The 14,096-nt window shown below is 71.7% G+C and carries 8 protein-coding genes; 4 read left to right on the top strand and 4 right to left on the bottom strand.

Annotated elements, in window-relative coordinates; genetic code table 11:
• Positions 1-128: 128 nt before the first annotated feature.
• Entirely contained in the window at positions 129-3,635 is a 3,507-nt protein-coding gene (locus tag MM438_RS01250; protein WP_241449789.1) for a TM0106 family RecB-like putative nuclease, read from the top strand.
• Positions 3,636-3,668: 33 nt separating this feature from the next.
• Here the strand turns inward: MM438_RS01250 and MM438_RS01245 are convergent, their stop codons facing one another.
• Positions 3,669-4,541 (bottom strand): CPBP family intramembrane glutamic endopeptidase, encoded by an 873-nt coding sequence (locus tag MM438_RS01245; protein WP_241449788.1) that lies wholly within the window; start codon positions 4,539-4,541, stop codon positions 3,669-3,671.
• A gap of 129 nt (positions 4,542-4,670) precedes the next feature.
• Positions 4,671-6,701 carry a PTS mannitol transporter subunit IICBA gene (locus MM438_RS01240; RefSeq protein ID WP_407568244.1) on the bottom strand — a complete coding sequence of 677 codons (2,031 nt, stop codon included), beginning with the start codon at positions 6,699-6,701 and terminating at the stop codon, positions 4,671-4,673.
• Between the two features lie 374 nt (positions 6,702-7,075).
• Between MM438_RS01240 and MM438_RS01235 the strand changes: the two genes are divergently transcribed.
• From MM438_RS01235 to MM438_RS01225, 3 genes are all read left to right on the top strand, one after another.
• A complete protein-coding gene (locus MM438_RS01235) occupies positions 7,076-9,028 on the top strand; it encodes a M14 family metallopeptidase (protein ID WP_241449784.1) in 1,953 nt (650 codons plus the stop codon).
• Between the two features lie 160 nt (positions 9,029-9,188).
• Positions 9,189-10,166 (top strand): LLM class flavin-dependent oxidoreductase, encoded by a 978-nt coding sequence (locus tag MM438_RS01230; protein ID WP_241449782.1) that lies wholly within the window; start codon positions 9,189-9,191, stop codon positions 10,164-10,166.
• Positions 10,167-10,425: 259 nt separating this feature from the next.
• Positions 10,426-11,550, top strand: coding sequence for a hypothetical protein (locus MM438_RS01225; RefSeq protein WP_241449780.1), 1,125 nt, complete (start codon positions 10,426-10,428; stop codon positions 11,548-11,550).
• 97 nt (positions 11,551-11,647) lie between these two features.
• Here the strand turns inward: MM438_RS01225 and MM438_RS01220 are convergent, their stop codons facing one another.
• Both MM438_RS01220 and MM438_RS01215 read right to left on the bottom strand, forming a co-directional pair.
• A complete protein-coding gene (locus tag MM438_RS01220) occupies positions 11,648-12,709 on the bottom strand; it encodes an aspartate-semialdehyde dehydrogenase (RefSeq protein ID WP_241449778.1) in 1,062 nt (353 codons plus the stop codon).
• 52 nt (positions 12,710-12,761) lie between these two features.
• Positions 12,762-14,030, bottom strand: a complete 1,269-nt coding sequence (locus MM438_RS01215; RefSeq protein WP_241449770.1) for an aspartate kinase — start codon at positions 14,028-14,030, stop codon at positions 12,762-12,764.
• Between the last annotated feature and the right edge of the window lie 66 nt (positions 14,031-14,096).

Genomic DNA, 14,096 nt, shown 5'->3' with positions numbered 1-14,096 from the left:
TCATACCGGGACTCCCGTGGACCCGCAGGCACCGCCTCCCACGGACCGGGCACCGTGGCTCCCGTGCCGCCGCCCGGGGTCTGTCGGTGCGGGTCGCTAGGGTGCGGACCACGGACCTGGGAGGGCTCATGCACCGGATCGACGACCGCTTCGTGATCAGCGCCAGCGACCTGACGCGGGCCTCGGCCTGCGAGCTGGCGCTGCTGCGGGACCTGGACGTGCGGCTCGGCCGGCTGCCCGCCCCCGAGGCCGTCCCCGACCCGATGATGGCCCAGCTCGCGCAGCTCGGAGACGCCCACGAGCAGCTGGAGCTGGAGCGCTGGCTGCGGGTGCACGGCGAGGCGGGGGTGCGCGAGATCCCTCGCCCCCGGCCGACGCACGAGGAGCTGGTGCAGGCGCGGGAGGCGACCTTCGCGGCGATGCGCGAGGGCGTGCCCGTGGTCTACCAGGGCTGCTTCTACGACGGCGAGCTGATGGGCTTCGCCGACTTCCTGGTCCGGGCCGACGGGTGGCAGCCGGACCGTCCGGCCTACGAGGTGCACGACACCAAGCTCGCCCGGCACGCCAAGGTGACGGCCCTGCTGCAGCTCGCTGCCTACGCCGACCAGCTCCGGCGCGGCGGCGTCGACCCGACGGACCGGGTGACCCTGGTGCTGGGGGACCGCTCCCGGCCCACCTATCCCGTGGCCGAGCTGCTGGCGGTGTATGCCGAGCGGCGGCGCCACCTGCTCGGGCTCGTGGCCGACCGCGTCGCCGCCGTCGCCCCGCTGGCCTGGGGCGAGCCGGGCGTGAGCGCCTGCGGCAGCTGTGACGTCTGCTCGACCGAGGTCGCGGCGCACCGGGACGTGCTGCTGGTGGCGGGGGTGCGGGCGACGCAGCGCAAGCGGCTGCTGGCGGCCGGCGTGCGGACCATCGACGACCTGGCCCGCCACGAGGGGCCGGTCGAGGGGTTGGGCCGGGCGACGCTCGACAAGCTCCAGGCCCAGGCCCGCCTCCAGGTGCTGCAGTCGCCCCCCGACGGGTCGGCGGGACAGATCTCGGTCGAGGTGCACACGCCGGAGGCGATCAGCGCGATCCCAGCCCCGGACGAGGGCGACATCTTCTTCGACTTCGAGGGCGACCCGCTGTGGGCCGGGGACGAGACCGACGCCCAGGGCCTGGAGTACCTCTTCGGCGTGGTCGAGACGGACGGCACCTTCCGGCCCTTCTGGGCGCACGACCGCGCGCAGGAGAAGGCCGCCCTCCTCGACTTCCTGGCGTACGTCGAGGAGCGCCGCGCCCACCACCCGGGCCTGCACATCTACCACTACGCGCCCTACGAGCGGACCGCCTTGCTCAAGCTCGCCGGTCGGCACGGGGCGGGCGAGGAGGCGGTGGACCGGCTGCTGCGCGAGGGCATCCTCGTCGATCTCTACCAGGTGGTCAAGCGCTCGATCCGGGTCTCCCAGCCGTCCTACTCGATCAAGAAGCTCGAGCCGCTCTACATGGGTGACCAGCTGCGCGGCGGTGACGTGACGACGGCGGGTGACTCGATCGTCGAGTATCACCGGTGGTGCGAGGCGCGGGCCCGCGGCGACCGGGCCGAGGCCGACCGGCTGCTGCAGGCGATCGCGGACTACAACGAGTACGACTGCGTGTCGACGCTGCGGCTGCGGGACTGGCTGCTCGAGCTGATGCGGGACGCGGGGGTCGCCGCGCGGGAGCCCCGCCGGCTGGAGGAACTGCCCGAGGACGAGGAGGACGCGCTCGTCGACCCGCGCGCCGAGGTCGCGGAGGCGCTGGCCGCCCTCGCAGGGCCGGCCGAGGACCGCTGCGACGACGACCACGCGATCGCGCTCGTGGGGGCGGCGGTCGGCTATCACCAGCGCGAGAGCAAGCCCTTCTGGTGGGCGCACTTCGACCGGCTCCAGTCGGCGCTGGACGACTGGCCGGTCTCCCGGGATGCCTTCGTGGTCGACCGGGTCGAGGTGGTCGAGGACTGGGGCAAGCCCCCGGGCAGGCGTTCGCTGCGCCGCGTCCTCTCCGCGGTCGGCCGCCACGAGCCGGGGATGCCCTTCACGGAGGGTGCGAGCGGCTACCTGCTCTATCCCCCGCCCGTCCCCGACGGGCTGCAGCAGCCGAGCCCCGAGGCCATGGGCACGACCTCCTCGCTGACCGTCACCGAGGCCGAGCCGGTGGCGGGCGGGCGGGTGCGGCTGACCCTGGAGGAGCGGCTGGCCAAGGGCTGCGAGGCGTACGTCGATCTCCCGGTCGCTCTCACCGTGGGTCCCCCGCCCCCGGTCAAGGCCGTGCAGGAGGCCCTGCTCGACCTCGCCCAGCAGGTGCGGCGCGAGGGATTGCCCGAGCACCCCGGCATCGAGATCCTGCGCCGTCGCCCGCCGCGTCTGAGCGGGCTCGACGCCCTGCCGCCGGTGGTCGACGGTGACGCGGTCGCCGCGATCACCGCCGCCGTGCAGGCGCTCGACCACAGCTATCTCGCCGTGCAGGGGCCGCCCGGCACCGGCAAGACCTATGTCGCGTCGCGGGTGATCGCCGCGCTCGTCCGGCTCGGCTGGCGGATCGGTGTCGTCGCCCAGTCCCACGCCGTGGTCGAGAACGTCCTGGACCGGGTGGTCGCCGTCGGCGTCGACGCGCGCCAGGTCGGCAAGACCAAGACCCGGCAGGAGGACGCCCCCTGGACACCGCTGAAGGACACGCGCGCCCTGCGCACCTTCCTCGACGAGCACCGGGACGCCGCGGCGGGCTGCGTCATCGGCGGGACCATGTGGGACTACTGCAACCTCAACGCCGTCGACGAGGGCGAGCTCGACCTGCTGGTGGTGGACGAGGCGGGGCAGTACTCCCTCGCCAACACCCTCGCCGTCGCCCGGGCCACCCGGCGGCTGCTGCTCCTGGGCGATCCGCGGCAGCTGCCCCAGGTCTCCCAGGGCATCCACCCCGAGCCGATCGACGAGTCGGCCCTCGGCTGGCTGTCGGCAGGGCACGACACGCTCCCGCCCGAGCTGGGCTACTTCCTGGAGCGGACCTGGCGGATGCACCCCGCCGTCTGCGAGCCCGTCTCCCACCTGTCGTATGCCGGGCGGCTGCGCTCGCAGGAGGTGGCCACGCTGGGCCGCTCGCTGGAGGGCGTCGACCCCGGTCTGCAGGTCGTGACCGTCGACCACCACGACAACGCCGTGTCCTCGGTCGAGGAGGCCGACGAGGTCGTGCGGGTGGTGCAGTCCCTGCTGGGCCGGTCCTGGCGGCCTGCGGCGGATGCCCCGGCGACCCCGCTGGCGGAGGACGGCTTCGTGGTCGTGGCGCCCTACAACGCGCAGGTGGGGACGATCCGTGCCGCCCTCGACCGGGCCGGGCTGCGCGACGTGCGCGTCGGCACGGTGGATCTCTTCCAGGGGCAGGAAGCCCCGGTCGCGATCATGTCCATGACCGCGTCGGCGCTGGCCGACCTGCCGCGCGGGGCGGACTTCCTGCTCAACCGCAACCGTCTCAACGTCGCCATCAGCCGGGCCCAGTGGCTCGCGGTGGTGGTCCGCTCGGCCAACCTCACGTCGCTCACCCCCACGACGCCCGAGCAGCTGCTGCAGCTGGGCGGATTCATCCGACTGTGCGAGTCCAGGAGCAGGCCTCGGGTCTGAGGGCCGGCCGGCCGCAGCGGGCGCCGGCGAGGCTCAACCCCGGGGCGCCGTGGCCTGCGCCCCCGGGCCGCGCCGCAGCAGTCGCATCCCCAGGGGCAGGCAGGGCAGCACCAGGAGCAGGGTGATCACGGCGCCTCCCCAGGACAGGTCGCCCGCGGCGGGAGTCCCACCCCCGCCGGTCAGGGCGTCCCCGATGTCGCTGATCAGGTCGAAGACCGCGTGCAGCACCGCGACCCCGAGCAGGCTGCCCGTCCGCACGAGGACCGCCCCCAGCAGGACTCCGACCAGGGCGGTGTAGCCGACCTGGGTGAGCACGGCCACCGGCCGGTCCGGGGTGCCGGTGAGGTTGACCAGGTGGAACACGCCGAAGATCGCGGCCGACTGCAGCACCGCGGTCGTGGTGCGCGACACGTCGGCACGCCCCCGACCCAGGACGCCTGCCCGCTCCAGCAGGGCGACGAGCACCACCCCGCGGAAGAGCGTCTCCTCGGCGACCCCGGTGGCGGCCGCGTCGAGGAGCACGGCGAGCCACCGGTGCGGCGCCGGCATGGTGAGCCCCGAGGTCACGGCGCTCAGGGTGAAGGCCGTGCCGACGAGGGCGACCGCCAGCAGGCCCCAGCCGACCCGGAGCGCATGGCCGATCCCCGCAGCGCGGGTCAGCCACGAGCCCTGGCCTAGCCACGTCAGGAGACCGGCGCCCAGCATCGCGGCCACCAGGTGCTGCACCGCCGAGGCCCAGGACTCGTCACCGATCCCCCGAGAGACCAGCGCTCCCGCGACCAGCCCCAGGACTGCCAGGGCGAAGCCCACGGCCACCCGGGCCCCGGGGGAACGCATCGCGCGCGGCGGGTCGGCCGGCGGCATGAGGGGCAGGGTGTCGGTCATCAGGTCTCCCTTCTCGATCATCACTCATGACCTTACTTTGAGTGACTCTCAAGAGGGTGCCCCGCCCACCCCACGAGATCGTGGGCGTCTGCAGCCGGAGGACGGCTGCAGACGCCCACGACCCTGCGCGGCATGCCGACGGGGTCGGCCTCAGACCTGGACGGCGGCCAGGACCTGCTCGACCTCGTCCGGCGTGCGGGCTGCCTCCAGACGGGCGACCTGCGCGTCGTCGAGGAAGACGCCGGCGAGTCGGGAGAGCAGCGAGAGGTGGTCGTCCCCGGCACCGGCGATCCCGACGACGAAGCGGACGTCCGAGCCGTTCCAGCTGATCGGTTGGTCGTAGCGCACGAAGGACATCGCGGTGCGCCGGATCGAGCCCTTCGCCTCGTTCGTGCCGTGCGGGATCGCGAGCAGGTTGCCCATGTATGTCGAGACGGACTCCTCGCGCTCGTGCATCGACGCGACGTACGCGTCGTCCACGCTGCCCTGGACCACGAGCAGCCGCCCCGCCTCGTCGATGGCCTGGTCCCGGGTGCGGGCCTGGCCGTGCAGCTCGATGCCCTCCCGGCCGAGCACGCCGGACCCGGCCACGACGGGTGCCGCGGCGGTGTCCGCAGCCGAGGCACCGGCACCCGGCGACGGGTCGACCACGGTGGCGGGCGCCGGCGCCCTGGTGCCGCCGGACCGGTTGGTGCGGTCGATCAGGTCGACGATCTCGTCGTACCGGGGCGAGCTCAGGAAGTCGTCCACGCTGACGTGGGTGGCCGATGCGGTGCGCTGCTGGGCACGGGCGGTCAGGTCCTGGTGGGTGACCACGAGGTCCCACTCGTCCTGCAGGGTGGAGATGGCCTTGTTGACCACGGTGACGTCCCGGTGGCCGGCGGCCTGGACCTTGCGGCGCAGCACCGAGGAGCCCATGGCCGAGGAGCCCATGCCGGCGTCGCAGGCGAAGACGATCGCGTGGATGGGTCGGTCCGCGGCGAGGGCGGTCCCGGCAGCCGCGCCGCCGGCGAGGTGGCCCGCGACCGAGGACTTCCTCCCCTTGCGGGCCTCCATGTCCGCGGTCGCGGCCGCCAGGTCGATGTCGTCCGAGCGGTCGGTCCGGAGCAGCACCGCGGCCACGGCGAAGGTCACCAGGGCGGCCAGCAGCACCGACAGGACGACACCGACATAGCTGTGGCGCTCCGTGTTGGCGAGGATCGCGATGATGGATCCGGGAGCCGCCGGGGCGATGAGCCCGGAGCCGAGCAGGACGTTGGTGAAGACCCCCGTCATACCACCGAGGACGAGCGCGGCGACGAGCCGCGGCTTGGCGAGCACGTAGGGGAAGTAGATCTCGTGGATGCCGCCGAGGAAGTGGATGATCGCCGCGCCCGGCGCGGAGGCGCGCGAGACGCCCTTGCCGAAGGCCATGTAGGCCAGGAGCAGGCCGAGACCGGGGCCGGGGTTGGCCTCCAGCAGGAAGAGCACCGACTTGCCGGCGGAGCCCGAGGCCTGCTGGATGCCCAGGGGCGTGAGGACGCCGTGGTTGATGGCGTTGTTCAGGAAGAAGACCTTGGCCGGCTCGATGACGATCGAGGTCAACGGCAGGATGTCGTGTCCGACGAGGAACTGCACGGCGTCGCCCAGCCCGGCGATGAGGGCGAGGACCACGGGGGCGAGGAGGAACATCCCCGCGACGGCCATGACCATGGCCCAGATGCCGGCCGAGAAGTTGTTGACCAGCATCTCGAAGCCGGGCCGGATCTTGCCCTCCCACAGGGAGTCGAGCTTCTTCATGGTCCAGGCGGTCAGCGGACCCATGATCATGGCGCCGAGGAACATCGGGGACGCGTGCCCGTCCTTGCCGATGAACAGCGGGTCGCTCGTGGCCATGATGATGCCCATCACGCCGAAGGCGCCGACGACGCCGCCGCGGGTGCCGTAGACGTTGGCGCCGCCGGTGTAGGCGATGAGGACGGGCAGCAGATAGGTGATCGCCGGGCCGACGACGGTCGCGATGTGCTCGTCGGGCCACCAGCCCTGGGGGATGAAGAGGGCGGTGACCAGGCCCCAGGCGATGATGGCGCCGATGTTGGGCATGATCATGGCGGACAGGAAGGTGCCGAACTTCTGCACGCGCACCCGGGCCGAGACGCGCTCCGCTCCGGCTGGGCTAGCCGTGGTCGTGGCCACAGGCATGTCCTTTCGCAGGTGACCCTCGTCGTCGAGGATCTGTACTCACCTTTGTACGTGCCCGCTTTTGTCCAGTCAATAGCAGAAGTGTCCCGAATCGTTGCATTTCAGTGACTGGTCAGTTACCTCAAGCAATCACTCCGGACGTCCACAGATGTGGAATCAGTTCCGAACGGGGGGTGCGAGGTGGCGTGGGGCGCCGGAGACGGGCATCCCCGCCGGTCACCGGGCGTGCACTCGCCGATCACCAGGCGTGAACCGGACACACCCCTGTGCGACGAGGCGCCCTGGATCGCGCCAAGATCGCCGCACACTCTTGTCGCTGCTCCATTCGGGGGATAGCGTCTGGCTTCTTCCTGCACCGCGTCGAAGGACCTGCCATGACCCACCCCCGCCCCACCCTGCTCGCCCTGGCCCTGGCCGGCAGCGCCGGCCTGCTCGCGTCCGGCAGCGCCGCCGCACTGCCGATCGCCCAGGAGTCGGGCTCCCCCCGCCCGGCCGCCAGGTCGCAGGCCCCCGCCACCTACGTCGTCAGCGGCGACCGCACCGTGCTGCGTGCGGGTCTGTCCCGCTCGGGCGTGGACGTCCAGGGCCCCGTGGGCGACACGGCGACGGTGGCCGGCTCCCCGGCCGAGCTCGCCGTGCTGCGCAGCATGGGCCTGACACTCACCCCCACCGCCTCGTCGGCGGACCGGGCCAACGAGCGGGTCGCCGCGATCGCCGCGCAGCGCCGGGCCAAGGGCGTCGCGGTCCGGGTGGCGGATGACTTCCCCGCGGGCGACGAGGCCTACCACACCTACGCCGAGACGCTCTCGGCCATGGACAAGACCGTCTCCAGCCATCCCGACCTGGCGAGCATCAGGTCCATCGGGAGCAGCACCGAGAACCGCGACCTGCGGATGCTCAAGCTCGGCAAGGGCGGTGCCGGTGCCCCCGAGGTCGTCATCACCTGCAACCAGCACGCCCGCGAGCACCTCACCACCGAGCAGTGCCTCTACCTGATCGACGAGCTCACCCAGAAGTACGCGACGGACGACCGGATCAAGAAGATCATGGACACCCGCGTGATCTGGGTGCTGCCGATGATGAACCCCGACGGCTCGACCTACGACATCTCCGGCGGCAAGTACCAGTCCTGGCGCAAGAACCGCACCAAGAACTCCGACGGCACGATCGGCATCGACCCCAACCGCAACTGGGGCTACAAGTGGGGCTGCTGCAACGGCGCCTCGGGCACCCCCTCGTCGGGGACCTACCGCGGGCCCTCGGCCTTCGCCGCGCCGGAGACCAAGGCCGTCGCCGACTTCATCAAGAGCCGCCGCGTCGGTGGCGTGCAGCAGGTCAAGGCCTACATGGACATCCACACCTTCAGCGAGCTGATCATGTGGCCCTTCGGGCACACCACGGACGCCGTCACGACCAACATGACGCAGGACCAGTACGACATGCACGTCGCGCTGGGCAAGAAGCTCGCCGAGTCCAACACCTACACGCCGGGTCAGAGCTCCGAGCTCTACATCACCGACGGCGACTCGATGGACTGGGTCTGGGGCGACCAGCAGATCCCGACCATCGGCATGGAGATGTACCCCAAGAGCTCCTCCGGCGGAGGTTTCTACCCGCCGGCGAGCGTGATCGGCCGTGAGACCAGCCGCAACCGTGAGGCGCTGCTGACCTTCCTCGAGCTGGCCGACTGCCAGTACAAGCTGACCGGCAAGGAGGCGACGTACTGCAAGCAGACGCCGACGCCCACGCCGACCAGCACCCCGACGGGCACCCCCACCGCCACGGCGACCCCCACGGCCACCCCGACCAGCACGCCTACGGCCACCCCGACCCCCACGGCCACGCCAACCAGCACGCCCACGGGCACCCCGACCTCGACCCCGCAGCCCGGCGGCAACGCCGTGACCAACGGTGGCTTCGAGGCCGGCCAGTCCGGCTGGACCGGCTCCAACGGTGTGGTCACCGACAACACCGGCCGCAAGGCCCACTCCGGCACCTGGAAGCTGTGGCTCGGCGGCAACGGCAAGACCACCAGCGAGTACGCCCAGCAGACCATCACCGTTCCCGCAGGCTCCCCGAAGCTGACCTACTGGGTCGCCATCGACACCGCCGAGACCTCCGCCTACTCCAAGTACGACAAGGCCACCGTGTCCATCGACGGCACCGCGGTCGCGTCCTACTCCAACCTGGACAAGACCAACGGCTACGTCCAGAAGACCATCGACCTGACCAAGCACGCCGGCAAGACCGTCACCCTCAAGCTCGCCGCCACCGAGGACTCCGTCCACCAGACCTCCTTCGTCTTCGACGACATCACGGTCCAGTGACCCGCTGACCGACCCACCCGGACGGCCCGGTCCCGCACGTCGAGCTGCTCGACGTGCGGGACCGGGCCGTCCGACATCCTGACCGGAGGGGAACACCGGCGACCGGGGCACGGTTGTCGCCGGGGAGCACCGCTTCCGCCATACGACCTCCGGAGACCTGATGAGCATCCCCCTGTCGATCCTCGACCTCGCCCACGTGGCCCCCGGCCAGAGCACCCGGGAGGCGCTGCAGGAGTCGATCGCCCTGGCGCGCAAGGCGGATCAGCTGGGCGGCTTCGAGCGACTCTGGTATGCCGAGCACCACAACATGCGCACCATCGCCTCGGCCGCGACGAGCGTGCTGGTCGGGCAGGTGCTCGCAGCCACGCAGACCATCCGGGTCGGGGCGGGCGGGGTGATGCTCCCCAACCACTCCCCGCTCGTGATCGCCGAGCAGTTCGGCACGCTCGCCGAGCTCTACCCCGACCGGGTCGACCTCGGGCTCGGACGCGCCCCCGGCACCGACCAGCAGACCTGGCAGGCGCTGCGCCGCGACCCGCGTGCCTCCGACCGCTTCCCGCAGGACGTGCAGGAGCTGCAGGGCTACCTGGGCGAGCGCACGGCGGTGCCGGGGATCCACGCCTACCCCGGGTGGGGGACGCGGGTGCCGCTCTACGTCCTCGGGTCGTCGATGTTCGGCGCCCAGCTGGCCGCGACGCTCGGGCTGCCGTATGCCTTCGCCAGCCACTTCGCCCCGGACCAGCTGCGGCCGGCGATGCAGGCCTACCGCGACCGTTTCCGGCCGAGCGAGCAGCTCACCGCGCCGCGCGCCATCGCCGCGCTCAACGTGATCGTCACCGACGACCTGGAGTCCGCCCAGGAGGCGCACGGCCAGGTGGTCCGGCAGCGGGTGCGGGCGATGGCCGGGCGGCGCGGCGCCGACCTGACCGAGGCCGAGGTGGACCTGGCCCTGAGCTCGCCCTTCGGCGCGCAGGTGCAGCACATGATGCAGCACACGGCGGTGGGTACCCGGACCGAGGTCGCGGCCTACCTCGAGCAGTTCCAGGAGCTCTCGGGCGCCGACGAGCTGATGGTCACCAACGTGGTGCCCGGGCTCGAGCAGCGCGAGCGAGCGCTGGAGATCCTCGCCACCCTGTGATCCCGGCCCCGCGCGGGAGATGACGTCCCGGACCGTCTCGGACCCGGTCCGCAGGCCGGTGCGTCGCCGTCAGGTCGGGGCACCTCGTCGGACCCGGTCGGACGAGCCGCCCTGGTCGAGCCACTGCCGACGACGGGCTCGACCGGGTTGAGGCCCTAGTCATTTGGAGCTATGGGCCAGCGTGTCGCGGACCCCTAGGGTACTGGCCGGTAGGTGTTGTTCGCCCTACCGACCACCTCGACGAATAGGTTCATCAACCATGTCTGCTCACCGCGTCCACGGGGTCCTGTCCGCGACCCTGGCCATTGCCTGCCTGGCCCTTCCCCAGGCGCCCTCGGCGTCTGCGACGACCGCTCAGCCTGTCCGTGGGATCACCGCGGTCACGTCGCCCGTCTCGGGCACCGACGCGGGCAAGCCGCTCGTCCAGCTCCCCCACGAGCTCGTCGTCAAGCCCGGCGGCTGCCACAAGGTCCTGGTCACCAACCCCTTCGGCAACCCCACCGTCCAGCTCTCCTTCGGCACCCCCGACGGCACCACCACCGACCGCACCATCTCCATGCCCGCCGGCGCCACCGCCACCATCACCACCAGCCGCCCCACCATCTCCGTCAAGGCCACCGTCCCCCAGGGCATCGGCTACCTCGACACCCACACCGTCGACCAGACCTGCGACACCAAGCCCGCACCCAAGCCCGCACCCAAGCCGGCCCCCAAGCCCGCACCCAAGCCCGCACCCAAGCCGGCCCCCAAGCCCGCGCCCGCGCCCGCGCCGGCCCCCAAGCCGGGCAAGCCGCTCGTCCAGCTCCCCCACGAGCTCGTCGTCAAGCCCGGCGGCTGCCACAAGGTCCTGGTCACCAACCCCTTCGGCAACCCCACCGTCCAGCTCTCCTTCGGCACCCCCGACGGCACCACCACCGACCGCACCATCTCCATGCCCGCCGGCGCCACCGCCACCATCACCACCAGCCGCCCCACCATCTCCGTCAAGGCCACCGTCCCCCAGGGCATCGGCTACCTCGACACCCACACCGTCGACCAGACCTGCGACACCAAGCCCGCACCCAAGCCGGCCCCCAAGCCCGCGCCCAAGCCGACCCCCAAGCCGGGCAAGCCGCTCGTCCAGCTCCCCCACGAGCTCGTCGTCAAGCCCGGCGGCTGCCACAAGGTCCTGGTCACCAACCCCTTCGGCAACCCCACCGTCCAGCTCTCCTTCGGCACCCCCGACGGCACCACCACCGACCGCACCATCTCCATGCCCGCCGGCGCCACCGCCACCATCACCACCAGCCGCCCCACCATCTCCGTCAAGGCCACCGTCCCCCAGGGCATCGGCTACCTCGACACCCACACCGTCGACCAGACCTGCGACACCACCGCTCGTTGATCCTCGGCAGCACCAGACAGGACCCCGGGGTCGCGCATCCCAGCTGCGGATGCGCGACCCCGGGGTCGGGGCTGCCGGCCGTCGGGTGCGCGACGGCTCAGGACCGGCCGAGCTCCTCGGCGACGAGCTCGGCGATCTGCACGGCGTTGAGCGCGGCGCCCTTGCGCAGGTTGTCGTTACTGATGAAGAGCACCAGTCCGCGGTCCCCGTCGACGGACCGGTCCTGGCGGATCCGCCCGACGTATGACGGGTCGGCTCCTGCGGCCATCAGCGGGGTCGGCACGTCGACGACCTCGACGCCGGGCGCCGACGACAGCAGCTCGGTCGCCCGGGCCGCGGTGATCGGCCGAGCGAACTCGGCATTGATCGACAGCGAGTGGCCGCTGAAGACGGGAACCCGCACGCAGGTGCCCGAGACGCGCAGCTCGGGCAGCTCGAGGATCTTGCGGGACTCGTGGCGGAGCTTCTGCTCCTCGTCGGTCTCGGCGGACCCGTCGTCGACGATCGACCCGGCGAGCGCGACGACGTTGTAGGCGATCGGCGCGACGTACTTCACCGGCTCGCCCAGGTCGACGGCGCTCCCGTCGTGGGTGAGCCCCTCGATGCCGCCCTCGCTGGCGTCGGTGCCGCGACGGACCTGACCGGCGAGCTCGTCGACGCCTGCGAGCCCGGACCCGGAGACGGCCTGGTAGCTGGACACGACCAGCCGCTCCAGCCCGGCTTCGTCGGACAGCGGCTTGAGGACGGGCATCGCCGCCATGGTGGTGCAGTTGGGGTTGGCGATGATGCCCTTGGGGCGGTCGGCGACGGCGTGCGGGTTGACCTCGGAGACGACCAGCGGCACCTGCGGGTCCTTGCGCCAGCCGGAGGAGTTGTCGACCACCACGACGCCCGCCTCGGCGAACCGCGGCGCCTGGGCCTTGGAGGTCGTCGCTCCCGCGGAGAAGATCGCGATGTCCAGCCCGGTCGGGTCGGCGGTGGCGGCGTCCTCGACGGTGATCTCCTGGCCCTTGAAGGTCAAGGTCTTGCCCGCCGACCGCGCCGAGGCGAAGAGCCGCAGCGAGGCGACCGGGAAGTCCCGCTCCTCCAGGATGCGCAGGACGACGGTGCCCACCTGGCCGGTGGCTCCGACGACGCCGAGGTTGACGCCAGTGCTCATGTCAGTCTCCTTGTGCTGCAAGCTTCTTCAGGTATGGCGGCAGGGTCCGAGGTCAGCGGCCGGTGCCGCCGTACACGACGGCCTCGCCGGAGGAGGAGTCGAGCCCGAAGGCTGTGTGGACCGACCGGACCGCGTCGTCGAGCTGGTCGTCGCGGGTGATGACCGAGATGCGGATCTCGGAGGTGGAGATCATCTCGATGTTGATCCCGGCGTCGGCGAGCGCCTTGAAGAAGGTGGCGGACACCCCGGGGTTGGACTTCATCCCGGCGCCGATCAGCGAGAGCTTGCCGATCTGGTCGTCGTACTGCAGGGAGGCGAAGCCGACCCGGTCCTGGACCCGGCCGAGGAACTGCGCGGCGGTGGGGCCGTCGGTCTTGGGCAGGGTGAAGGAGATGTCGGTCAGCCCTGTCTGCACGGTGGAGACGTTCTGGACGATCATGTCGATGTTGACCCCGGCCTGGGAGAGCGCCTCGAAGATCTCGGCGGCCTTGCCCGGGTGGTCGGGGACACCGACGACGGTGATCTTGGCCTCGCTGCGGTCGTGCGCGACGCCGGAGATGAGGGACGCTTCCACGGCTTCTCCTTCGGGTGTGTCGATGACGAGGGTGCCCTCCTTGGGGGAGAACGACGACCGCACGTGGATGGGCAGGTCGTAGCGGCGGGCGTACTCCACGCACCGCAGCATGAGGATCTTGGCGCCGTTGGCGGCCATCTCGAGCATCTCCTCGCTGGAGATGCGGTCGATCTTGCGGGCCGTGGGGACGATCCGCGGGTCGGCGGTGAAGACGCCGTCGACGTCGGAGTAGATCTCGCACACGTCGGCGTGCAGCGCCGCGGCCAGGGCGACGGCGGTGGTGTCGGAGCCGCCGCGGCCGAGGGTGGTGATGTTCTTGCTCGCGTGCGAGACGCCCTGGAAACCGGCGACGATCGCGATGTGACCGCCGTCCATGGCGGCGCGGACCCGGCCGGGGGTCACGTCGAGGATGCGGGCCTTGCCGTGCTGCTCGTCGGTGATGATGCCGGCCTGGCTGCCGGTGAACGACTGCGCGGTGAAGCCGAGGTTGGCGATCGCCATGGCCATCACCGCCATCGAGATCCGTTCCCCGGCCGTGAGCAGCATGTCCATCTCGCGCAGGGGCGGGAGCGGGGAGATCTGCTGGGCGAGGTCGATCAGGTCGTCCGTCGTGTCGCCCATGGCCGAGACGACCACGCACACGTCGTTGCCGGCCTTCTTGGTCTCGACGATGCGTCGCGCGACGCGCTTGACGCTGTCCGCGTCGGCCACGGAGGAGCCGCCGAACTTCATGACCACGAGGCTCACGGGTGGGATCGCCTTCCGTCGGGGATGAGGGGTGCACCACCTCTCAGAGGCGGGGTGCCGGGCCAA

Origin of the sequence: Arsenicicoccus dermatophilus (genome assembly GCF_022568795.1) — a bacterium.
Classification (GTDB): Bacteria; Actinomycetota; Actinomycetes; order Actinomycetales; family Dermatophilaceae; genus Arsenicicoccus; species Arsenicicoccus dermatophilus.
Note: the sequence above shows the minus strand (reverse complement) of the source record. Positions and strands in the feature narration are given on the sequence as shown.